The sequence below is a fragment of the Microcoleus sp. PH2017_09_SFU_O_A genome (assembly GCF_020738625.1).
GTDB lineage: Bacteria > Cyanobacteriota > Cyanobacteriia > Cyanobacteriales > Microcoleaceae > Microcoleus.
Genome location: NZ_JAEQCF010000011.1, coordinates 1 through 22,597 on the forward strand (window position 1 = coordinate 1; position 22,597 = coordinate 22,597).

Genomic DNA, 22,597 nt, shown 5'->3' on the forward strand with positions numbered 1-22,597 from the left:
CAAGTTAATGGGAAGAATGACCAAAGTATCTGCCAAACAAAGACGGTCGATGAGAAAAGCTGCGGCCAGAATTAGAAGTAAAATTCAAAATCTGGTTGACGAACTGCATAAAAAATCCGCACATTTTCTAACCACAAATTATCAAGTTATTTTTCTGCCGACTTTTGAAACATCTCAAATGGTCAAACGTGCCAAGCGGAAGATAAACAAGAAGTCGGCACGTCAAATGTTGACATGGGCCCATTATCGCTTCAAGCAAATCATCAAACATCAAGCTGACAAAAATGGTTCGATTGTTGTTGATGTGTCAGAAGCCTATACGTCTAAGACTTGTGGAAATCACGTAATATCTTGTTACGTGCTTTGTCGGATTCGACCTGTTCTGTCAGCCATGACGGAATTGCGATCGTTACATCTCCAGCATTGCACAGCTATGTAGAGAAATGTTCAGCGTAAAAGAATCAGCCGCAGTTTCAAGAACTGTCAACTGGAATTGGTGCAAGGCCCTCATGGAAAGAATATTAGTAGTTGACGACGAAGCAGACTGTCAAACAGTCTTGGCAATGTATCTCGAAAGCCAAGGATACCGGGTTGAATGCGCTAATTCAGGAGTTGAGGCGCTCTCAATTTTTGAAAATGCCCCCCCAGATTTGGTGATTTCAGATGTGATGATGCCGGAAATGGACGGGTTTGAGTTTTGCCGGCGCTTGCGTACTACACGTTTGGGACAGTTGGTGCCGTTTATATTTTTGTCTGGTCAAGGCGAAATTGAGGCAAAAGTTGAAGGTCATGCGATCGGCGCTGACGATTATCTGGTAAAACCTTTTCAGTCTGAAGAAATCTTGGCTAAGGTGAAAGCTCAGTTAGAGCGCTCCCACCGCATTCACGCCGAGATTGTCCGACTGCTGCAAACTTCTACCGCCCTGGCGGTGGAGCCCAAAGTTGTCGCAGTATTGCCACCACTAGCACCTTTGCCTCTAACACCAGCCGAGGAAAGAGTTTTTTGGGAGGTGATCCAGGGTTATACTAACAAACAAATTAGCGATCGACTGTTTATTAGCCCCCGCACCGTCCAAGCTCATTTAGGCAGCATATTCAGCAAACTACAGTTAGAAAATCGCGCCCAGCTTGTGAGATTTGCCCTAGAAAGGGGATACAAACCACCTCAAACTTAGCTCCGGTCTCAACTTACGGTGTACCAGCCCTTAATTACCCGCAATAAAAACGGTTTGTAGTGAGGACTTTAGTCCTCATAATCTGAGGACTAAAGTCCTCACTACAAACCCATCTGATTGTCGTCGTTCGAGAGAACCTGATATTATTCCAAATTCAAAACACAATAAGGAAAACTCGTCGTCACGCAAACCATCGGCCCCAAATTTGTACCCCGCAAATTTGCACGTTCCAAATCAGCCTGCCGCACGTCCCTCGCCGCATCGATATTTGTCCCGGTCAATTGAGCTCTAGGAAGCCTGGTATTTGACAGAATAGCATTCTGCAAATTAGTATCGCGCACGTCAGCAAAAGACAAATCAGCCCCGCTTAAATTAGCGCGATTCAAATTCACTCTAAACAGCAGCGAACGTCGCAAATCTGCATTCGACAAATTAGCTTGCAGCAAATAAGCTTCGCCCAAATTAGTATTAAAAAGCTTAGCACCGCGCAAATCAGCTCTCGTCAGATTTGCCCGCCCCAAAAAAGCATTAGACAAATCCGCATTTCGCAGATTAGCGCTGTCCAAGTCGGCACCATACATTTCAGCATTAACCAAGTTAGTATTTGCCAAATTAGCACCACTTAAATCTGCTTCTAGCAAATTAGCTTCGTAGAGATTAGCTCCGCTTAAATCAGATCCTCTTAAATTAGCTCTGTACAAACTCGCCTTAAACAAATCAGCATTTCTCAAATCGCAGCCCTCACACTCCTTAGTTTCTAGCAACTGTTGGACGTGATCGGGATTTTGAGCTTTCACGGGGGGTGCCAGCAAAAACGGCGCTAAAACTGCTACAGTTGCCGTTACACTTGCCAAGATTTTAAATTTCACAAACAAACCTCACTGCCACTTCAGATCGATCGTACTCGCAAACAGTAAAATTTCAACCCATTTCCCTCACTCTTTTCTCCCTCTCTGCGTTCTCTGCGCTCTCTGTGGTAAAAAGAATAGCATTCGCCGCAAGGCGGGCAACAAAGCCCGCCCCAGTCAACTTAATTAAGCCTCATCTAAAGCCGCAACACCAGGCAATTCCTTACCTTCTAGCAGTTCCAAACTAGCGCCGCCACCAGTAGAAATGTGGCTCATTTCTGGCCCCAGATTCAACTGTTCCACAGCCGCCACCGAGTCACCGCCACCGATAATCGTGGTAGTACCAGTCTTAGTAATTCCAGCCAAAGAATGAGCAATTCCTTCAGTTCCCGCAGCAAACTTTTCCATCTCAAACACGCCCATCGGCCCGTTCCAGATTACCGTTTTGCAATCAGCCAAAGCATCTTGGAAAGTTTTCACAGAATCCGGGCCGATGTCCAAACCCATCCAACCGTCGGGAATGCTCTCAACGGAGACAGTTTGAGTGTTGGCGTCAGCAGCAAACTTGTCAGCAACTACCACATCAGTAGGTAACAGGAAAGTAACTCCCCGTTCCTTTGCCTTCGCTTCCAAAGACTTAGCCAGTTCGAGCTTGTCATCTTCCACCAAAGACTTGCCAACGTTCAAACCGCGAGCTTTGTAGAACGTGAACACCATGCCGCCACCCAGCAGCAATTTGTCGCACTTTTCGAGCAGTTTTTCGATGACTCCAATCTTGCTGGAAACCTTAGAACCACCGATGATAGCAGCTAAGGGACGTTGCGGATTGTCGATCGCACTACCGAGATATTGCAACTCCTTCTCCATCAAAAACCCAGCCACCGAAGGACTCAGATACTTAGTCACACCCTCAGTCGAAGCGTGAGCCCGGTGAGCCGTACCAAAAGCATCATTGACATACAAATCAGCAACAGAAGCTAACTTCTTGGCAAATTCTGGGTCATTTGCTTCCTCTTCAGGGTAGAAGCGGACATTTTCCAGCAAAATCACATCGCCATCAGCCATCGCCGCCACAGTAGCAGCCACTTCATCACCAATACAGTCGTTAGTCTTTTTGACTTCCTTCCCCAACAATTCCGACAGCCGCTTAGCAACCGGAGTCAAGCGCAACTTCTCCGTCACACCCTTGGGACGCCCGAAGTGACTGCACAAAATGACCTTAGCGCCCTTCGACGCTAAATCCTGAATAGTCGGCAGAGCAGCCCGGATGCGAGTATCATCGGTGATATTGCCGTTGTCGAGCGGCACGTTAAAGTCCGCGCGCACCAATACCCGTTTGCCCGATAAGTCCGATGCCGATAAATTTGCTACAGTTTTTTTTGTCACAGGATTAACCTCCTAATATTTGTGTTTTTGTCTAATTCCGTTGAAATGGCGGCACTCGTCACTTGCACTTGGGGCCTCGGGCGCATTCAACCGCGCCCGTACAAAAAACGGAAGATGAAACAAACGGCACTGATTTGGCTCAACGTAAACATTTTATCGGAGTCCGTGTCCGGGAAATGCGAACTATGTTCAAGACTGTCTTATTTCCTGTAGATCAAAGCCGAGAAGCCCGCGAAGCGGCGGAAAAGGTTGTCAATATTGTGAAAACCTACGCTTCTCGTTTAGTTATTCTGTCGGTAGTCGAACCCCCAGCCGAGGAGGGTGAGGCACCGCGAGAGGTGATGAGTTCCCCCGAAGCAGTCGCCAAACTGCTGTCTGAAGCCCAGTCGATGTTTTCCCAGCAGGGAATTGAAGCTGAAATCATCGAACGAGAAGGCAAACCTGCTTTCACGATTTGTGATGTGGCTGACGGATGGGTTTAACTGATGATGGTGCGTCTGACAGCGTTACCAGTCGGGTGATCAATCTGTCTCCTTGTGCAGTTTTGATTGTGCCTTAGTCAGTTGACAGTTGACAGTTGACAGTTGACAGTTGGCAGTTGACAGTTGGCAGTTGGCAGTTGACAGTTGGCAGTTGACTCCGAAAGCAGTTGACAGTTGGGGCGGTGCCCCGCCTTGCTCGCCCTCTTAGTTGACTCCGAAAGCAGTTGACAACTAACAACTGACAACGAACAACGAGAGCATCTCAGTTTTGATTTTGTAGTGCGAGCTTAAGAGCTCGCTTGCTGTTAAAACCAAGCGAGCTCTTAAGCTCGCACTACAACAAAAAAATGCTTTTTGCAAAAATTGAGATGCTCCCCGAACAACTGACAACGAACAACGAACAACTGATAACTGACCACTAACAACTAACAACTAACTAATAACTAATAACTAATGAAAATTCACTGGTATCCCGGTCACATTGCCAAAGCTGAACGGGCATTAAAAGAACAGCTAAAGCGGGTAGATGTGGTGCTCGAAGTCCGAGATGCCCGCATTCCACTAGCGACTTACCACCCCCAAATGCCTACCTGGGTGGGCGGTAAGGCGCGAGTGTTGGTCATCAACCGCATGGACATGATTACGCCTAGAACCCTCGATGCGTGGGAAACCTGGTTTGAATCTCAGGGCGAAACTGCTTATTTTACTAACGCCGAGCACGGTCAAGGAGTACACGATGTTTCCGATGCTGTCCAGGAGGCTGGGGTGCAGCTAAATAAACGCAGATTCGATCGAGGAATGCTACCCCGTCCAGTCCGCGCCGTGGTGATGGGCTTTCCCAATGTCGGCAAATCTGCTTTAATTAATCGCCTTTTAGGGCGCAGAGTAGTAGACAGTGCCCGCAGAGCTGGAGTAACTAAATCGCTCCGATGGATTCGCATTTCTGACGAAATTGAGTTACTAGACGCCCCCGGAGTAATCCCCACCCGGATTAACAATCAAGAAAATGCCATAAAATTAGCTATTTGCGAAGATATTGGCGAAGCAGCTTACGACAATCAGGTAGTAGCAGCAGCTATGGTTGATTTGCTCCTCGGGCTGGAGGCGGCTGATGACACATTGATATCAGTATCTGGTTTCAAATCTCGGTATAAATTAGATATAGGATCTAGCAATGGTGAAGATTATTTGCACGAAGTAGCAAAAGACAGGTATAAAGGAGATGTCGAACGAACGGCGCGGCAGATGTTAAACGATTTTAGAACTGGTGTGTTGGGTCAGCTTACTTTGGAGTTGCCGCCAGCTTTATAAGACTTGTAGGAGATTTGATCTGATGAATTCAAGTCTTATCAAAGCCTTGAAAATTCAACAGCGGTGCTGTCTATGAATGAACTGAATCTGGAACTTCAAATTAATGGAATCATCGAAAAAACCGTGCCTGTCGAAGGCGAGCAATTTATTATCGGTAGGTTGCTAGAATGCGATTTGCAACTGCCTTTTTCTGACATTTCCCGGCACCACACCCGCTTGTTTAAAATAGCTTCAGGGGAGTGGCTAGTTGAGGATATGGGCAGTACCAACGGGACGCTACTAAACAACAGTCCCCTCAACCAACCTCACTTAGTCAATCAGGGCGATGTGATTTATCTGGGACACCGGATTAATTTGATTGTCGTTTTGCCCGATCGCTCTGACCCCCAACTTCCTGAAATCGGCACCATGCCCGAAGGAGTGACTATCCTCGGCAAAGCTAAAGAACTGCAAAAACAGTGGATAGAACCAGACACAAAACTTGAAAAAAATTACGAACAAGCTATCTCGCGTTTAAAATACTTAGTCGATATTGCGAAGTATTTAAACACCGCTGAATCCATCGAAGCAATTTTCGATCAAGTCCAGCAAATCGTGTTCCGCGATATCAAAAATATCGAACGTTTGGCACTATTAATAGACTTTCAAAATAACGGCGAACTCGAAGTAGTTAAGACTGCCGCCAGACCCACTGCCAAAAATAAATATATCCCTGCTGACGGCAGTTGGATCGGCCGGACTATTTGCCGCAAAGTATTAGACGAACAAGTTGCTCTCAAAACTGCCGACGCTCAGTTTGACGAACAGTTTGACGACAATATAAGCATGATCGATAAAGGAATTCGCACGGCGATAGCTGTTCCTCTCTGGGATGAAAATACAGTTTTTGGAGTGCTTTACGGCGACGCTCAACTGACTTCTAGAGAGTGGTATCTGGGCGGAGATGAAGACTTGAGCTTTTTTTCAGCTTTAGGAAATATCGCTGCTTCTAGCGTGCAGCGGTGGCTGCTGACACAAAAACTCCGCACCCAAGAAACTATGCGGCAAAGATTGGAACGCTATCACTCTCCGGCTGTGGTGCAGCATTTAATGAATACGGGGACTTTAATTGACCACCGCCTGCCGCCTGTGGAACGCGAAATCAGCATTTTGTTTGCAGATATTGTGGGCTTTACTGCGATGTCTGAACGCTTGAGGCCCCCTGAAATTGCCCGGTTGCTGAACAATTTCTTTGAGGAAATGCTGCAAGAAGTTTTTGGGGAAGGAGGAACTTTAGATAAGTTTATTGGAGATTGTATTATGGCATTTTTTGGAGCGCCGGAACCTCAACCGGATCATGCCGATCGCGCGGTGGCTGCTGCTTTGGGAATGCTCAACCGTCTTGACGAACTCAATGCAAATAAGAGTTTGGGCGAACCGCTGCAATTGCGGATTTCTATTAACAGCGGCAAGGCAATAATTGGTGATGTCGGCAGTTCTAAAAGAGTTGATTATACTGTGTTGGGTTCGACTATTAATCTGGCTGCTCGGATGGAGGGAATTTGTCAGCCTGGGGAATGCGTGGTGAGCGAAGCTACTTACACGTTGCTGCGATCGCCCCAAAGTTTTGAGCCGATGGGAGATTTCCGCTTTAAAGGAATTGACAGACCGATCGTGGTTTATAGTACCAACAGAAATTTAAGGTAATGGGGCATGGGGCATGGGGCATGGGGCATGGGGCATGGGGCATATTGATTTGGACTAACGGAGGACACTCCAAAAGCCGTTTCCCTACCCCAAAATAATCGTCATGCTTGCAAGAGATGTAACTAACGCCCACTTAATTGTAGGGAAACGGCACTGCCGCGTCCTGACTCTGGGTAATATTAATTCCGGTGTTACCGGATTTGATATGAAGTCATCATAAAACTTTTATAACTGATCGGGAATGGTATTAAATAGGGAGTTTTTGACGCTGAGGATTTGAACTTCATCTCCTATGTGTACTATTTTTCCGGCTGATTGAAGTGGCACTCGCGTGTTAACGAGCAGCCGACTAAAGTGATTGAAATGCCCTTTTTTTTGCAATTCAGGCATGATTTCATTTTGCTTGGCTGTTAGCATAGTTTTCAAGTTTGGATAAGCTTCTTGAGCAGCAGAATTTCGGTTGGATTGCAGACAGGGCTGACCGGGATTAATACCTTCAAATATTACTGGCCCTATTTTAAACCTGACAACTTCATCGGCTGCTCCGAAAAGTCGATCTTCCCAAAAAGCCGGGACATCTCCTATTTCAATATTAGCTCGCAAGCGATGGCGCATTTCGTTAACGCAAACTCTGGGAAACCAAGATGCTACTTCGGCTATTGTTGCGGTACTGATAATGCTTGGCCCGGGTGCTGCGGTATCATCGGGAAAGCCTGCGAGCAAGTTTTCAATTAATTTGACCGGGAAACCGAAGTAGTTGCTCAACCAAGATTCTATTGCGGGGCGTTCTCTATCTACATGAAAAAATATTTCTTGTTCGGTGTCTTGAATTTTCAGACCGGCGATTCTCTTTTTTATGTCAAATGATAGGCGCAGAAAATGGACTCCGCTGTTGCGCTTAGCGTTAACAAATGCTCCGGAAAGATCGCAGATGGCAAAAGAGCGATCGCCTGCTAGAGCTCCGCTGGCAAGAATATTAGCTTGACTGACAGCTATGCCGTCAAGGGACTTGACCGGATAGATATGAATGCTGGCGACGTAAGACATTGTGATTCATTGATAAATAATTGTTGTTTTAGATACACTATAGCATCCTCCGCAGGCAGAATGATGACCGCAGTTAATTCCATGAAATTACAAGGGGCGATTTTTTATTAGTTTATATTTGGCAGCTACTTGTAAAGAAAAAGTAAAGAATTTTTGCTGGGCTGATGGCAAATATTATACTAATAAATATAAAACAATTAACCGAGTTGCAAGCAATGACCGACTCAAAAAAAATAGGCAAGATGTCGAGGCGGAGTGCGATCTGGATGTCAAGTGCAGGGGCGCTGGTGGCAACCATGGCCCCAGGGCTGTTCAAAACTGAACCGGCCTATGCAGAAGGAGTAGTCTCAAACATCACTCCTGAGGCCGCACTCAAGAAATTGATGAACGGGAATCAGCGGTATATTCACCAAAAACGGACATTTCCCGACCAAAGCCGATCGCGAATTACCGAAGTAGCAAAGGGTCAACATCCGTTTGCAACCATCCTTGCTTGTTCTGATTCGCGGGTAACACCCGAAATTATTTTCGACCAAGGATTGGGGGATTTATTTGATATCCGAGTAGCTGGAAATTTTCTCGACGACGGGGTTCTCGGAAATATGGAATATGCCGCATTAGAATTAGGCGTTCCGCTATTAGTAATTCTGGGTCACGAACGCTGCGGTGCTGTGAAAGCGGCTTTGGATGGTAAAGCTGTGCCGGGTCACATTAGCACTTTGGTGGCGGCGATTAAACCAGCCGTTGATGCTACAAAAAATCAATTGGGCGATGCTTGGGATAACGCAGTCAGAGCTAATGTAAAAATGAATGTAAAAAAGTTAAAATCTGCGTCGCCTATTTTGGCTGAAGCAGTGAAAGCGGGAAAGCTTAAAGTTGTTGGGGCGCGCTACGATTTGGACAGCGGCAAAGTAGAGATAATTGCTTGATTTTGTTGGTATTTTTCGCAATTTGTAGGGTTAATGCCAAGAGTGCTTACCCCTCTGGGATCGATGGGAAACTACCGACGATTGCCCCTACAAATGACCTACTTAACGAGAAAGTAGATATGCAGGTTTAGATTAAACCCATTTCTTGCAGTCCGCGGCGCAGGCGTTCTGCTTCAAAGGGGCGGCGCTGTTCGTGAAGGGCGATCGCTCTTTTGAATTCTGCTAAACTTTCGGGCATTTTGCCAATTTTCAGCAGCGCTACTGCCAAGTTTTGATGGGCTTCGGCGTGTTCGGGATCGATTTTAATGGCTTGTCGGTAATAGGCGATCGCATCTACCAAATTTCCGGTTGCTTTCAGTGTGAGTCCTAAATTGTAGTGACCTGGTGCAAAATTGGGATCTATTTTTAAAGCTGCTTTGTAAGCTTTTTCTGCTGCTGGCAAATCTCCTTCATCTTTGAGCAAATTGCCCAAATTATTGTAAGCACCTAATTTGAGCGCCGGGAAAACATCTGTATTAATTGCGAGTTGATAGTGTTCTTTGGCTTTGGCAAATTGCTGTTGCTGGCGGTAAGCAATGCCTAAATGATAGTTAAGTTCGTAAACAATAGATTCATCAATTGTCGCCGCAGTCAATCCCCTAGTTAATAAATTAATGCCCCGCGCGATTTGCCCGCTTTCTACGTACAGCGCGCCTAATTTGCTGCACGCATAAGCATCGTTTGGATAATAAGCTATATAGCGTTCCATTGCTGTTTGAGCTTTTTGGAATTTGCTTTTTGCTGCGATCGCATCTTTGTGATAACCAGAGTGCCAAATCGCCACATCGGGGAGAGAAGCTATTTTCCACTCTGGTTCGCGCTGCAAAATCTCAGCCACGCTGTCGTCTACCATGGCGTGGTAAGGGCGAGAAAAGCGGATGCCGGGGCGATTGCGAAACAAACGCGACACTAGGGAATAGGGTGATTGAGATGCACCGATTTCTTGGCGGATGAGATTGATTAGCAACAGTCGATCGCTCTTAATTGCCTGCTGGATCTGAGGTACAATCTCCGGTACCAGCACCTCATCGGCATCCAACACCAAAATCCAGTCGCCCTGGGCGTGCTTCAGAGACTCGTTGCGCGCCGCTGCGAAGTCGTCGCACCATTCAAAGTCATAAACCCTCGCCCCGGATTCTCGGGCTATTTCACGAGTGCGATCGCGCGAACCGGTATCTACCACCACAATTTCGTCAACAACACCCTTCACGCTGTCCAAAGTCCGCGACAGTGTTGCTTCTTCATTTTTCACGATCGTGCACAGTGTCAGATTCATCGGGGGCCAACTTTCCTAATTTGACTGAATTATTGTAATTTTTTTACCAGTAAAACACAAAAAGTCCCAGAAAAATTTTTCCTATTGCCCTTCGGCTTTGAGCATAGGTACCTTTCTTCCTTAGAAAAATTTGGTTGTACCAACCGCACCCAACGGTTGGGACGTTCTGAAATTGCACTTTATATGAGTAGTCGATTGCTTCTGTCCTAAATAAATAAAGCCTTCTATCCTAGATAATTAAAGGCTTCGTTCTTAGTTGTGCGCTCTACGTTATGCATTCTTAGTTGTGCGTTCTTCAATAACTCTTTTGACATATTAAAAAGCCTTAAATTAGGACGATTCATGAGAAATTCTACCTCTATCGGTTCATCCCTACGGTAGAGGAAAGGACGGGATATCAGTTGTTATTCTTAGAACATAAGACAAGGCAGACGAAAGTTAAACACTCAGGAGAAAAAGAAATGGGAATTATTGCTTGGATCGTTTTAGGACTGATTGCTGGTGCGATCGCCAAAGCCATTTATCCGGGAACTCAAGGTGGCGGTTTTGTCGCAACAACAGTTTTAGGAATTATCGGCGCGCTGGTGGGAGGTTATTTAGGCCAAGTCTTTGTGGGGACTAGCGCGGGAGCATCCTTCGGAGCATTAACTGTACCCAGCATAGCTTTTGCAGTCATCGGCGCGATCGTGGTACTTTTCATCTGGGGATTGTTGACTCAGCGTGCTGCATAATAAATATTGCCAATTCCCAGTCGATCGTATAGGGTATTCATAAACCCGGTTTCTTGAGGAAACCGGGTTTTTCAATATCGGAGTCGGCGGTTGAAACTCGGCGGTTGAAACTCGGCGGTTGAAACCGCTACTACACAGACAAAACCCGCCGACGCGGGTTGAAGAGTAAAGACAAACTCGGCGGTTGAAACTCGGCGGTTGAAACCGCTTCTACACAGACAAAACCCGCGACAAAACCCGCCGACGCGGGTTGAAGAGTAAAGTTAATTAATCCGCAAGTCGAAAGGTAAGCGAACGTAAATCCCTTGCGGGTCATTCATCGACTTGATAACAGCCAATTCATCCTGCATTTTCTTAACTTCTGCACTCAGCGGATCGAGTTTGGTGGCTGGTTTCACAACGCGAACGCCGGATATTCTTTCCAAAATTTGCTCTTCCAAACTGCGGCGTTTTGGATATTCTTCTAACTGCCAATCGTCGCCTAGCTTAGCTTGCTTAGCTGCTTCTCTAACGGCATCTTCTAGGCCGCCAATTTCATCGACTAAGCCCAACTGTTTCGCAGCCGTACCAGACCAAACTCTGCCTTGAGCAATTTCTTGCACCTTGTTTTTTGGCAGTTTGCGGGAGTCGGCGACTTTGGTGATAAATAGATCGTAAATGCGATCGACTATTCTCTGAATATTCGCCAATTCTTGAGGATTTTTGGGGCGGGAAACCGTGTTAGTATCCGCAAAACGGGCGGTTTTTACCACGTCCCAAGTTATGCCGTTGTTAGCAGCCAACTTTTCGGCATTGAATAGCATCCCAAAAACGCCGATGGAACCAGTAATCGTACTGGCTTCGGCAAAGATTTTGCTAGAACCCATCGAAATCCAATAGCCGCCGGAAGCTGCTAAATTGCCCATCGATACGATAACTGGCTTTTTTTTGCCTGTCAGCGCGACTTCGCGCCCGATGACTTCCGCAGCCGTCGCGCTGCCTCCAGGGCTGTTGACGCGCAGAACTACTGCTTTTATGTCGTCATCTTCTCGGATTTTACGCATTTCTTCAGCGATGCGATCGCCCCCTACTTGAGTCGGGCCGCCTTCGCCGTCTACAATCTCACCTTCAGCGTAAAGGACAGCAATTTGGTTTTTCTTGTGAGCGCGAGTAGAGTTTTTACTCTCAGCAACTCTTGCGTAGTTTTTCAAACTTATTTGCTTGAAAGATTTATCTTCTGCATCGGTTCCTGTTAGTTTTTTCAGTTCTGTTGCAATTTCATCAAAGTAGACAACTTTATCAACTAACTTGCCTTTGAGAGCTTCGTTAGCCATCAAAGTTCCGCCATTATCTGCAACTGCTTGCAGTTGGGGAACGCTCAATTTGCGGCTCGGCCCGACAGTTTTTAAGTATTCGCCCCAAATATCTCCCAGCAATTTTTGAGTTTGCTGGCGATTTTCCGGGCTCATTTTTTTGAGCAAAAACGGTTCGACGGCTGACTTGTATTTACCGACGCGAGTGACTTGCACTCCGAGGCCGTATTTCTCGAAAGCACCGGTTAAGAACATTGCTTGACTGCTAAAACCGTTGATTTCAAGAGATCCGTAAGGATTCATCGCAATTGTGTTAGCAACTGAACCGAGGTAATAATCTCGCTCATTCCAGTCCATTTCGTAAGCAAAAATGGGTTTTTTGGCATCTCGGAAACGCTGTAATGCCGATCGAACTTCTTTGAGATTAGCAAACCCGCTGCTGCTGGAATCCGAACTGCCTTCGAGATACATCCCCACGATTTTCGGGTCTTTTTTCGCAGATTCGATCGCATCTAAAACAGTCCGCAGCGTCACAGCATCCCCGGATTCATCCGAAAGTGCTTCTTGAATCGCCGCGCTCGTGCTGCGGCTCGGTTTGCTATCGGTGATATTTAGAGAAAGGTCTAATACCAATACAGACTTATCTTTAACTTGCGGGCCTGAATCTTTAGACGACGATGCCGCCAGAGCAATTAGCAGTACCAGTCCTCCCAATCCGATGCCGCCCAGCAGCAACAATCCCAGGAAGGTTCCCAGCAAACTTGCACAAGTATATTTTAGGAAATCTTTCATTTAGATAATTAGTCAGTTGACAGTTGACAGTTGACAGTTGACAGTTGATAGTTGATAGTTGACAGTTGATGGTTAACAGTTACAGTTGGTAATTGGTAATTAGCAGTTGGTAATTAGCAGTTGTTATTTGTTATTTTTGAATCTCTCCCAATAATCAGTAACTACTGACTACTGACTACTGCCAACTGCCAACGGGAGCATCTCATTTTTGAAAAAAGCATTTTTTATATATAGTGCGAGCGTCCCCGCTCGCGAGTATTATACCGCTCGCGAGCGGAGACGCTCTATAAATGCAAAACTGAGATGCTCCCACTGCCAACTGCCAACTGCCAACTGCCAACTGCCAACTGCCAACTGTCTACTGCCAACTGCCAACTGACATACTTTTATCTTAACCTTTCCAAAACCCCAGAATGTTTTAACTCATCTAAGTTAGCGCAGCCCGTACAAAACATCACAGTAGCGATTTCTGCAATTAAAACCTCAGCTAGAACACCTGCTGCTGATTCCGATGCTGCGGCTGCTTCCAGAAACGGCCGCGCCAGCCCCGCCACATCCGCGCCGAGGGCGATCGCCTTGGCTGCATCCAAGCCGTTTTGCAAGCCCCCAGAGGCAATCAGGGGAACATCTGGCGCTACGGCGCGGGTGCTGACAACGCACTCGGCTGTCGGGATTCCCCAGTCGGCAAAGGTGGCGCCCAACCTCCGCTGCTTGCCGTCTTTGGCTCGCTCTCCTTCTATTTTGGCCCAAGAAGTGCCTCCGGCTCCGGCAATGTCGATCGCGCTTACCCCAGCCGATCGCAATTTCTGTGCCATTTTTCCAGAAATACCGTTGCCTACTTCTTTCGCAATCACCGGTACTGGTAATTTATCGCACAATTTAGCAATTTTTTCGAGCAGTCCTTTAAAATTAGTATCGCCTTCAGTTTGAACGCACTCTTGCAGCGGATTGAGGTGTAAAATTAGGGCATCTGCTTCCAGAATATCGATAATTTTTTGACACTCTTCCAAACCGTAATTGTAGTTTAATTGAACCGCTCCGATATTAGCAAATAGCAGAATATCGGGAGCGCGACGGCGCACGGCAAATGTAGGAGCAAGTTGAGGGTTTTCGACAGCGCATCGCTGGGAACCGACTCCCATTGCGAGTTTGTATTCCTGAGCGACATCGGCGAGGCGATAATTAATGGTCTGGGCTAGTTCTGTACCGCCTGTCATTGAGGAAATTAGCAGCGGAGCGCCTAGTTTTTTGCCGAGAAATGTGGATGTGAGATCGATTTGGGTGCGATCGATTTCTGGCAAACAGCAGTGAGCAAAACGGTAGTGTTCCAGTCCGCTGGTAGTTTCGCGAAATTGTACGTCTTCTTCGAGACAGATCCTGAGGTGGTCTGCTTTGCGGGTTTCGGTTTGCGAGGGCGAGGTTAATGGCAAGTTCACAGTGGCTGTTGGGGGAGAGAGTTTTGATTGGGAAATACAGTAATTTTATTTGATTTCTGAGATTTTTTTAGAGAGCATCCCGTTTTTTGTAGGGGCGAAGCATTCGCGCTGAAAATCTCTTATATAGTCGATAGGATACAGGCGCGAATGCTTCGCCCTTGCGGATATGTTTGCACAATTGGGATGCTCCCTTTTTTTATTTAACCGCAGAGAGCGCAGAGGGCGCAGAGGAGTAGAAAAGAGAGATGTTCGCAAATTCTGCTTTCTGTTGCTATATTATCCCGGAACGGTCATCGGCACGCCATTATCTGAAGGTTTCAATTTTAGTAAAAAAGGCACTGCTTTTTGCACCCATGTTTTGACTGGCGTGTAACTTGCTGCGTGTTCTCCGAAAGAAATTTCCAGCATATCGGTGTGAATTATGCCGGGATTCAAAGGAATCGCTGCCATGCCTCGCGGGAGTTCTTGGGCGAGCGATCGCGTCAATCCTTCGATCGCCCACTTAGAAGCGCAATAGGGCGCGACTTCCGGCGAAGTTGACCTTCCCCAACCCGAACTAAAGTTGACAATTATGCCACTTTTTCGAGCAATCATTGCCGGGACAAAGTGGCGAATCACATTAGCTGTACCTTTAATATTAACATCAATTACCTCAGAAAACTCTTCATTACTGATATTCCACAGAGGCGCGGAATAATTAGTTATAGCTGCATTGTTAATCAGCAAATCTGGCAGTTGCTGCTTTGCCAAAATTTCTGTAGCCCAAGCTTTGACTAGCTCGTCGCTAGCGACATCCAAACAAGTAAAATGATGGGGCGCGCGATATTTTTGTTTTAGTTTTTCCACTGCTTCCGAAGAGCGGGCGCATCCTAAAACTGTGTGTCCCAATTCAATAAACTTTTCGGTCATCGCGAGACCGAGACCGCGACTGACTCCGGTAATTACAATTAATTTTGTCATAGAATTGGTGCAATTTTTAGATTAAGTAATAGAATACATATTGACGGAGCATTTAACAAATCATCCCAGGGGGAAAGCATGAAAGTAAAAGCAGCAGTTGCTCGCAGTGCCGGCCAACCTTTGACCATTGAAACGGTCGATCTAGATGGGCCGCGAGATGGTGAGGTGCTGGTGGAAATCAAAGCGACGGGTGTTTGTCACACTGATGCTTATACTCTTTCCGGCGCCGATCCCGAGGGTTTGTTTCCGGCAATTCTCGGCCACGAGGGAGCCGGGATTGTCGCGGAAGTTGGGGCGGGAGTGACAAGTGTCAAAAAGGGCGATCGGGTAATTCCACTTTACACTCCCGAATGTCGCAACTGCGCGTATTGTTTGAGCGGCAAAACGAATCTCTGTCAAGCAATTCGCCTCACTCAAGGGCAAGGCGTAATGCCCGATGGCACGAGCAGATTTTCAATTAATGGCGAGAAAATTTTCCATTACATGGGAACTTCTACCTTTGCTAATTATACAGTATTGCCAGAAATTGCGGTAGCGAAAATTCGCGATGACGCTCCCTTTGACAAAGTTTGTTTGATTGGCTGCGGCGTTACAACTGGCATCGGCGCTGTCATCAATACTGCCAAAGTAGAACCAGGTTCTAATGTCATAGTTTTTGGTTTAGGCGGCGTGGGTTTGAATGTAATCCAAGCAGCGCGCCTGGTGGGAGCCAACATGATTGTCGGCGTAGATATGAATCCCGACAAACGAGCAATGGCGAAAAAATTCGGCATGACTCACTTTGTAAATCCCCGCGAAGTTGAGGGCGATTTAGTGCCTTATTTGGTAGATTTAACCAAAGGCGGAGCTGATTACACTTTTGAATGTATCGGCAACGTTAATGTGATGCGCCAAGCTTTGGAATGCTGTCACAAAGGTTGGGGTGTGAGCGTGATTGTCGGAGTAGCGGGAGCCGGGCAAGAAATTAGCACCCGCCCGTTTCAATTAGTAACTGGTAGGGTGTGGAAAGGCACGGCTTTTGGTGGCGCGAAGGGCAGAACCGATGTTCCGAAAATTGTTGATTGGTACATGGATGGTAAAATTGATATTGATAGTTTGATTACCCAGATTATGCCGATCGAGCAAATTAATGACGCCTTTGATTTGATGCACCAAGGAAAAGTAATACGCACAGTTTTAACATTTTGAACAAAAATATTTCTCTCTTCTCTCTTCCTCTGCGCCCTCTGCGCTCTCTGCGGTAAAAAAAATCTAATTCACAAATGAAATAAAATTAACATGATCTCAAAATCCCTAAAACTGGAAAAACAATATAAAAGTTTGGGTGGCAAACTCGGCTTTTATAGCCATCAATCATCCGCCTGCAACAGCGAGATGAAATTCACTGTCTACCAGCCACCACAAGCCGAATCACAACCCGTACCAATCCTCTATTACTTGTCAGGATTAACCTGCACGGAAGAGAATTTTATGGCAAAAGCGGGGGCGCAACAATGGGCAGCAAAATATGAGTTAATGCTGGTGGCGCCCGACACTAGCCCGCGAAATACTGGCATTCCTGGGGAAGCCGACAATTGGGATTTGGGAAGCGGCGCGGGTTTTTATGTGGATGCGACAGCCGCACCTTGGAATTCTCACTATCGAATGTACAGTTATGTGGTTGATGAGTTGCCGAATTTAATCGCGTCAAACTTTCCGGTGATACGTGAAAAACAGGGAATTTTCGGGCATTCGATGGGCGGACACGGGGCTTTAATTTGCGCGTTAAAAAATGGCGATCGCTATCTGTCAGTTTCGGCTTTTGCGCCTATTTGCGCGCCCGTGCGCTGCCCTTGGGGACAAAAAATATTTGGACACTACCTCGGTGGCGATCGGGAGAGTTGGAAGGCTTGGGATGCTAGCGAATTAGTGCTGGAACAGCAATACAAGCGTCCGATTTTGATTGACTGCGGTACTGATGATTCGTATCTAGCTGACGGACAATTGTTGCCGGATGCGTTTGCGGTTGCTTGTGCAAAAGTGGGACAGCCGCTGACTTTAAGGATGCAGGAAGGTTACGATCACAGCTATTATTTTGTAGCTAGTTTTATGGAGGATCACATTCGCCATCATGCGGCTGCTTTGTGCGAGTAAAAAAGTGACTCGGCGGTTGAAACCGCGACTACACACACGAAGTCTGCCTCCGCAGACTAAGAGATCGAGGGGGTATTTAACCGGATTTGGTATTTAACCAAATCCGGTTAATTTACTTCATGGATCCTTGAGTATCGCGTTAATTCAGACTAATCGCAAATACCCACTCTTTGTACTTGCTATCGCGATTTTCGATAATCCCCGTCAGTTTGTCCAAAATCTTTTCGGTGATGGGTCTGTTTTTAGGCAATTGATAGTTTTCTACTCGGTTAATTGGCGTAATTTTGGCGGCGGTTCCGCACAGAAAAATCTCGTCTGCAATCAACAGTTCTGATTTGTCAACTGGTCTTTCTGTGACTTCAATTCCTAAGTCTCGGGCGATGGTGATTACGCTGTCTCTGGTGATTCCTTCGAGAATATCTTGATCGAAACCGGGAGTAACTAATTTGCCATTTCGGGCGACAAATATGTTCATTCCTGAAGCTTCGCTGACTTTTCCCTGAGTATTCATCATGATAGCTTCATCGAAGCCGGATTCTACTGCTTCGGTTTTGGCTAAGGCTGAGGTGATGTAGGCGCCGCTAATTTTACCTCTTAGTGGCAAACTGCGGTCTTCTTGGCGGTACCAAGAGCTAATTCTACAGTTGACTCCTTCTTTTGGCAAGTAGTCGGAAAGTTCTAATCCGTAAACAAAGAAGTCTGTGTCTACGTTGTGCAGTCTGGGGGCTATTCCTAAACTTGATGTGTAGATAAATGGACGGATGTAAAATGATTTTGTTGGCTGATTTTTTTTAACAAAATCAGTGATTACTTGTTGGATTTTGTCGGCGGGAATATCGCAGTGGAGGAAGCTGGCACTTTGACTTAATCTTTGACAGTGGCGGTCTAATCTAAATAGTAAGATGCGATCGCCATTTTGGGGGTCGGGAATTCCTCGCAACCCGCCTAAAACTCCGGTTCCGTAGTGCAGGGCGTGGGTGGCGATGGAGATTTTGGCGTCGGTAAATGGGAGAAATTGGTTTTGAAAGTAGGCGATGGGGAGAAAACTATCCATGATTCAAGCTGGCGATGAGTTTGGCAGTCCGCGAGGAATGGTGATTTTGGTTATATTACCATAAGTTATGCGATTTTAGATTTGGGATTTGGGATTTTAGATTGACAATGACTGATTAACTATGGTTATGAGATTGTCGGTTGTTTGATTGTTTTTTTTGAACTAAGATGATTCTTGTGTTGTTATAACGATTTATAAAATAATAAAAATTGCGGTCGGTTTGGTTGATAATTGTTTTGGTAAAGAGTGCGATTCTTTTCTGTAAGCTTCGCTAACGACTATTCACAAAAATCAAGGAAGGGGCAACTGTGGCACGTAAATGTTTCATCATTGAAATGGGGATGGGTATCGACCAGCACGGGCAGGAACCTACTGTGGCGGCGGCTAGGGCTGTACGAAATGCGATCGCCAATAATGCTCTGCTAGGCGTCTGGGAAGTGGCGGGTTTGACTGACCCCAATCAGATGATTGTTGAGGTAAAGGTGGCTGTTCCTTACCCGGAACAAGTGCGGCCGGATGATGTGTTGGCGGTGCTGCCTTTTGGTAGCAAAACTCTGATTGTGGAGCAAGGGGGCATGATTGTGCCAGGAAGGGCGATCGCCTCTCTGAATGATAAAAATGATGAAATGTTAATCGCTGTGGCGGCTGTGACTGTTTTTGTGGACAATCAGCAGTAACTAATAGTGTGTTGTTTGAATAAATCGGCGGGCGCGCAAGTGCGATCGCCCGTCGGTGAGAAAATTATTAATTTAGCCTAAGTTTAACAGCAGCAAAAATAGAGTCCGATCGCGTGAAAGTGCGATCGGACTCTAGCTAATTATTGCGGCTGAAGGACTGGATTATTAGACCTCTTGCAAAAATAGTTAGGACGGGCTAGAAGCCCATCCCACAAAAATCTTTTTTCTTGTGGGATGGGCTTCTAGCCCGTCCCAAAATTTAAGAGGTCTATTCTAGTTGCTGGGGCTATTGCGAGTGTTGCTAGGGCCGCCGGCATCGTTATTGTTGCTGGGGACAGTAGAGTCGAAAGGACGGCCGCCCGGATTGGTATTGTTGTTCGGATCGCTCACAGGAGCTTCCGAAGAACGATCGGGATTGTTATTGTTGCTGGGGCTATTTGTAGAGTCCGAAGGACTGCCCCCCAAATCGTTAGTGTAGTTCGGATTAGTCGAGTCAAAAGGACGGCCGCCGGGATTGGTATTGTTGTTGGCGTCGATCGCAATCAAGCCCGCAGAATTAGAATTGTTCGAGTCGTTAGTCTGGCGGTTCAATTCTGCGAATCCGGGCACGGCGAGCAAGGAACTAACGCCGGCAATTCCGGCAACAGTAACCAATTTTACGAACAAATTTTGGCGATTTGGTGAAGTCATGAATTTCTAAGCCTCTATGTTTTCAAGTTTTCAATAGTACGCGCGTGCGAATCTATCCCGAGCGTGAATCGCCCGAAACTACCGACGAACCGACGCTGCATCGTCTTTTTTGCGAAACAAGTTGAGCAAACCTAACGCGCCCAAGGCACCCAGCCAGCCCAGATTGTTGGGGCGATCGCGCCGATCGCTCAAAACTCCAGAATTAGTCTCAGTCGGCGCCGAAGTTGTACCGCTGGTACCGGTTGTACCTGTCGTACCGCTAGTACCCGTGCCTGCACCGCCTCCCGACTGGGCAGAAGCAGGCACTGCTAAGGAAACCGTTGCTAAACCTAAAGTACAAGCCCCTGCTAAAACAACTTTCAACAATTTAGAAGATTTCATGGTTATGCTTGCTTTTGCCTTGTAGAGTCCTGCGATCGCTTTTGATTGCAAAACCTTATGGTCAAATTGACAACGGAACGTACAACTCTTTTCATATTCGCTACGGGATAATGAAGGTAAGAGAGCAAATTTAGTCCCGTTCCCTTGATTGTTTTTCCAATTGAAACTTACCCCACAGACTCAATAGTTTCTAAGCTATTACCTTTGGTCTACGGCGCGCTGGAAACAGTCGCTACCATCGGCCACATTCTAACTACAGGAGCGGTTTCCAGCGAAAACTCCAAACAACTGATTCTGTCCTTGATCGAAGTTGTAGATTTGTTTCTGTTAGCCACAGTATTTTACATTACTGCCCTCGGACTTTACGAGCTGTTCATTGACGAGCGCATAAAAGTACCCCACTGGCTGGAAATTCACAGCATCGAGGATCTCAAAACCAAGCTCACCAGCGTGATCGTCGTTGTATTGAGCGTATTGTTTCTCGCTGAGGTAGTTAGGTGGAAGGGCGATCCGAACATCCTTCCCTTGGGAGGGAGTATCGGTTTAGTAATCGCTTCGCTGACGTATTTTCTAAGTTCGCAGGTGAAAAAGCCGAAGTCAGATTTATAGCTGTGCGATCGGGTAAATTACCCAAATTCCGTGCCACCAGCAACGGCAAGCAAGTTCCTTTTTCTGAAACTAATAAATTTAAGATTACATCGGTCTTCGGACTGAGATAAATGCTGTCTTAAATTTGCTTTTAGAGAGAGGAAGGTAGTTGTTTATTCTATATAAAATAGCATTTATGTTAAAAAAAAGGAGACCATTATGCCAGAACAACAATTTGACACATTACCTTCAGAAGCACAAGAACTACCCCAAGGGGCGCAGAATATTTTTAAAGCGGCTTTTAAGAGCGCTAGCGAAGATGGAATGAGCCAAGATGCTGCTACTCGCGTTGCTTGGAACAGCGTAAAATCAGAGTATGTTCAAGGTGACGGTGGCACGTGGCATCACAAGGGCGACGATACTAACCAAACTCGCAAATCTGTACAGTCTGGTGGTAATTAGTCATTAGTCATCAGTCATGACTCAGAAGTGCGAGCGTCCCCGCTCGCGAACGTTATCAGTTCTATCGTGTCCGCTAAAATAACCTCGATCGGGTTTGAGCGTTGGGACTTGAGTCATCTCTCGTCTGATGAGGAATGAATTCCCAACGATCGAACCAATATGATTGAGGTTCGATCGTTGGGAATTCATTCCGCATTTTCCGAGGAATTAAGTCCGCATTTTCCGAGTAATGAATTCCTCACTACCAACCAAGCAGTGTATTGATAAGTTATAGCCTTTCTCAAAAAGGTGAGGTATGACTGACAGGTTATATAACCACTGAAACCAAGAGGGCCCAAGCCCAACAACGTCCGCGAATCTTTCTGAGACAAGAGAGAGATTTAAAAAGTTTATAAATAGCTCTTGCGACAGATGGCTTCACAATTATTTATTAGATAACTTTAAAAAAGTAAACTTTGTTACAGAATTTATGCTCACTTCATCCCATCCTCTAAAACAGGTATTTCATTGCCCTGAAGAATCTGATTTTTACTCGCACTGCTTGGAAAGTTTAGTGTTAGATACCGCTGACAATTCTCGACTTATAGTAGAATTTGGTTCCGGAGAGGGAAGTCCAGTTATTAAGTCTTTGGTCAGAACTAATTTTGACGGAAAAATACAAGGATTTGAGTTAAATAAGGTTGCGTCGAAAATTGCTGAGTCTCAAATTAAGCAATATCAACTGAGCGAACAATACACTGTCCAAAATTGCTCTTTTTTTGATTCGCCTTTATATCAGTCGGCGAATTGTATAATTTCAAATCCGCCTTACTTGCCGGCGGCGGATGACAAGCTCTATCAGCCGCTGTTGCACGGCGGGACTGATGGTTCTACAATTGCTAAAAAACTTTTATCTTTGGGCTGCGACAAAGTTTTGCTGATGGTTTCGAGCTATTCTAATCCTGTGGGTTTGATCGATGATGCCTTGGATCGAGGCTACTCGGTGGCGAATTTTGAGATTGCACCTCTAACTTTTGGCTATTACAGTTCGGAACCGAAGGTGAAAAGCGCGATCGCCAATCTGCAAAAACAGGGCATGGCTTTTTATTCGGAAAATATCTATCTGCTGGCGGGAGTTTTGTTTCAGAAGCAGCAAAAGTCGCCCAGAGATTTGTCGATCGAGCTAATTCAGTTAATGACAGCCTTGTAAAATACAGCACGGATCGATCGTTCGTTGTTTTAT

24 protein-coding genes and 1 pseudogene are annotated in these 22,597 nt (G+C 46.1%); 13 read left to right on the forward strand and 12 right to left on the reverse strand.

Annotation, left to right across the window (positions count from 1 at the left end; translation table 11 throughout):
* Nucleotides 1–439, forward strand: a 439-nt coding sequence (locus tag JGK16_RS06640; protein ID WP_293202894.1) for an IS200/IS605 family accessory protein TnpB-related protein, incomplete at its 5' end; no start/stop codon positions are given.
* A gap of 70 nt (nucleotides 440–509) precedes the next feature.
* A complete protein-coding gene (locus tag JGK16_RS06645; protein ID WP_293177811.1) occupies nucleotides 510–1,175 on the forward strand; it encodes a response regulator in 666 nt (221 codons plus the stop codon).
* Nucleotides 1,176–1,318: 143 nt separating this feature from the next.
* Here the strand turns inward: JGK16_RS06645 and JGK16_RS06650 are convergent, their stop codons facing one another.
* Nucleotides 1,319–2,044 (reverse strand): pentapeptide repeat-containing protein, encoded by a 726-nt coding sequence (locus JGK16_RS06650; RefSeq protein WP_293177786.1) that lies wholly within the window; start codon nucleotides 2,042–2,044, stop codon nucleotides 1,319–1,321.
* 165 nt (nucleotides 2,045–2,209) lie between these two features.
* Entirely contained in the window at nucleotides 2,210–3,409 is a 1,200-nt protein-coding gene (locus tag JGK16_RS06655) for a phosphoglycerate kinase (RefSeq protein WP_293177783.1), read from the reverse strand.
* A gap of 185 nt (nucleotides 3,410–3,594) precedes the next feature.
* Between JGK16_RS06655 and JGK16_RS06660 the strand changes: the two are divergent.
* Nucleotides 3,595–3,968, forward strand: a pseudogene (locus JGK16_RS06660) (universal stress protein).
* Here the strand turns inward: JGK16_RS06660 and JGK16_RS06665 are convergent.
* Nucleotides 3,969–4,136, reverse strand: coding sequence for a hypothetical protein (locus JGK16_RS06665; protein WP_293202896.1), 168 nt, complete (start codon nucleotides 4,134–4,136; stop codon nucleotides 3,969–3,971). It lies immediately after the preceding pseudogene.
* 208 nt (nucleotides 4,137–4,344) lie between these two features.
* Between JGK16_RS06665 and ylqF the strand changes: the two genes are divergently transcribed.
* A complete protein-coding gene (ylqF, locus tag JGK16_RS06670; protein WP_293149305.1) occupies nucleotides 4,345–5,202 on the forward strand; it encodes a ribosome biogenesis GTPase YlqF in 858 nt (285 codons plus the stop codon).
* Between the two features lie 72 nt (nucleotides 5,203–5,274).
* Nucleotides 5,275–6,888 (forward strand): adenylate/guanylate cyclase domain-containing protein, encoded by a 1,614-nt coding sequence (locus JGK16_RS06675; protein WP_293177777.1) that lies wholly within the window; start codon nucleotides 5,275–5,277, stop codon nucleotides 6,886–6,888.
* Nucleotides 6,889–7,113: 225 nt separating this feature from the next.
* On the opposite strand, the gene JGK16_RS06680 is transcribed toward JGK16_RS06675, so the two are convergent.
* Nucleotides 7,114–7,935, reverse strand: a complete 822-nt coding sequence (locus tag JGK16_RS06680) for an MOSC N-terminal beta barrel domain-containing protein (protein ID WP_293190001.1) — start codon at nucleotides 7,933–7,935, stop codon at nucleotides 7,114–7,116.
* Nucleotides 7,936–8,150: 215 nt separating this feature from the next.
* On the opposite strand from JGK16_RS06680, the gene JGK16_RS06685 reads away from it, so the two are divergent.
* Nucleotides 8,151–8,864 carry a carbonic anhydrase gene (locus JGK16_RS06685; RefSeq protein ID WP_293177771.1) on the forward strand — a complete coding sequence of 238 codons (714 nt, stop codon included), beginning with the start codon at nucleotides 8,151–8,153 and terminating at the stop codon, nucleotides 8,862–8,864.
* Between the two features lie 127 nt (nucleotides 8,865–8,991).
* On the opposite strand, the gene JGK16_RS06690 is transcribed toward JGK16_RS06685, so the two are convergent.
* A complete protein-coding gene (locus tag JGK16_RS06690) occupies nucleotides 8,992–10,179 on the reverse strand; it encodes a glycosyltransferase family 2 protein (protein ID WP_293177768.1) in 1,188 nt (395 codons plus the stop codon).
* 461 nt (nucleotides 10,180–10,640) lie between these two features.
* Between JGK16_RS06690 and JGK16_RS06695 the strand changes: the two genes are divergently transcribed.
* On the forward strand, nucleotides 10,641–10,910 hold the full coding sequence (locus JGK16_RS06695; RefSeq protein ID WP_293177765.1) for a GlsB/YeaQ/YmgE family stress response membrane protein: 270 nt from the start codon (nucleotides 10,641–10,643) through the stop codon (nucleotides 10,908–10,910).
* Between the two features lie 263 nt (nucleotides 10,911–11,173).
* On the opposite strand, the gene sppA is transcribed toward JGK16_RS06695, so the two are convergent.
* The 3 genes from sppA to JGK16_RS06710 all read right to left on the reverse strand — a co-directional run bounded on the left by sppA (nucleotide 11,174) and on the right by JGK16_RS06710 (nucleotide 15,390).
* Nucleotides 11,174–12,994, reverse strand: a complete 1,821-nt coding sequence (gene sppA, locus JGK16_RS06700) for a signal peptide peptidase SppA (RefSeq protein ID WP_293190003.1) — start codon at nucleotides 12,992–12,994, stop codon at nucleotides 11,174–11,176.
* A 386-nt stretch (nucleotides 12,995–13,380) separates the two neighbouring features.
* Nucleotides 13,381–14,430, reverse strand: coding sequence for a type 2 isopentenyl-diphosphate Delta-isomerase (gene fni / locus JGK16_RS06705; protein ID WP_293190005.1), 1,050 nt, complete (start codon nucleotides 14,428–14,430; stop codon nucleotides 13,381–13,383).
* 276 nt (nucleotides 14,431–14,706) lie between these two features.
* Nucleotides 14,707–15,390: an SDR family NAD(P)-dependent oxidoreductase gene (locus JGK16_RS06710; RefSeq protein ID WP_293190007.1), complete on the reverse strand. Its 684-nt coding sequence runs from the start codon at nucleotides 15,388–15,390 to the stop codon at nucleotides 14,707–14,709.
* Nucleotides 15,391–15,468: 78 nt separating this feature from the next.
* Between JGK16_RS06710 and JGK16_RS06715 the strand changes: the two genes are divergently transcribed.
* On the forward strand, nucleotides 15,469–16,578 hold the full coding sequence (locus JGK16_RS06715; protein ID WP_293190009.1) for an S-(hydroxymethyl)glutathione dehydrogenase/class III alcohol dehydrogenase: 1,110 nt from the start codon (nucleotides 15,469–15,471) through the stop codon (nucleotides 16,576–16,578).
* A 90-nt stretch (nucleotides 16,579–16,668) separates the two neighbouring features.
* Nucleotides 16,669–17,523, forward strand: a complete 855-nt coding sequence (gene fghA / locus JGK16_RS06720; protein ID WP_293177751.1) for an S-formylglutathione hydrolase — start codon at nucleotides 16,669–16,671, stop codon at nucleotides 17,521–17,523.
* Between the two features lie 139 nt (nucleotides 17,524–17,662).
* Here the strand turns inward: fghA and JGK16_RS06725 are convergent, their stop codons facing one another.
* Nucleotides 17,663–18,577: a branched-chain amino acid transaminase gene (locus tag JGK16_RS06725; RefSeq protein ID WP_293177748.1), complete on the reverse strand. Its 915-nt coding sequence runs from the start codon at nucleotides 18,575–18,577 to the stop codon at nucleotides 17,663–17,665.
* Nucleotides 18,578–18,885: 308 nt separating this feature from the next.
* Between JGK16_RS06725 and JGK16_RS06730 the strand changes: the two genes are divergently transcribed.
* Nucleotides 18,886–19,254 carry a Lin0512 family protein gene (locus tag JGK16_RS06730; protein WP_293177745.1) on the forward strand — a complete coding sequence of 123 codons (369 nt, stop codon included), beginning with the start codon at nucleotides 18,886–18,888 and terminating at the stop codon, nucleotides 19,252–19,254.
* A 273-nt stretch (nucleotides 19,255–19,527) separates the two neighbouring features.
* Here JGK16_RS06730 and JGK16_RS06735 read toward each other — a convergent pair whose 3' ends face one another.
* The gene (locus JGK16_RS06735; protein WP_293177742.1) at nucleotides 19,528–19,944 is read right to left on the reverse strand and encodes a hypothetical protein; all 417 of its coding nucleotides are present in this window, start codon (nucleotides 19,942–19,944) and stop codon (nucleotides 19,528–19,530) included.
* A 78-nt stretch (nucleotides 19,945–20,022) separates the two neighbouring features.
* Nucleotides 20,023–20,325 (reverse strand): hypothetical protein, encoded by a 303-nt coding sequence (locus JGK16_RS06740; RefSeq protein WP_293177739.1) that lies wholly within the window; start codon nucleotides 20,323–20,325, stop codon nucleotides 20,023–20,025.
* A 144-nt stretch (nucleotides 20,326–20,469) separates the two neighbouring features.
* Here JGK16_RS06740 and JGK16_RS06745 point away from each other — a divergent pair, with 144 nt between their 5' ends.
* Together JGK16_RS06745 and JGK16_RS06750 are read left to right on the forward strand one after the other, a co-directional pair.
* The gene (locus tag JGK16_RS06745) at nucleotides 20,470–20,934 is read left to right on the forward strand and encodes a YqhA family protein (protein ID WP_293177736.1); all 465 of its coding nucleotides are present in this window, start codon (nucleotides 20,470–20,472) and stop codon (nucleotides 20,932–20,934) included.
* Between the two features lie 198 nt (nucleotides 20,935–21,132).
* Nucleotides 21,133–21,375, forward strand: coding sequence for a ChaB family protein (locus JGK16_RS06750; protein WP_293190017.1), 243 nt, complete (start codon nucleotides 21,133–21,135; stop codon nucleotides 21,373–21,375).
* A 21-nt stretch (nucleotides 21,376–21,396) separates the two neighbouring features.
* Here the strand turns inward: JGK16_RS06750 and JGK16_RS06755 are convergent, their stop codons facing one another.
* On the reverse strand, nucleotides 21,397–21,564 hold the full coding sequence (locus JGK16_RS06755) for a hypothetical protein (protein ID WP_293190019.1): 168 nt from the start codon (nucleotides 21,562–21,564) through the stop codon (nucleotides 21,397–21,399).
* A gap of 280 nt (nucleotides 21,565–21,844) precedes the next feature.
* On the opposite strand from JGK16_RS06755, the gene JGK16_RS06760 reads away from it, so the two are divergent.
* Nucleotides 21,845–22,564, forward strand: coding sequence for a methyltransferase (locus tag JGK16_RS06760; RefSeq protein WP_293177730.1), 720 nt, complete (start codon nucleotides 21,845–21,847; stop codon nucleotides 22,562–22,564).
* Nucleotides 22,565–22,597: the final 33 nt, after the last annotated feature.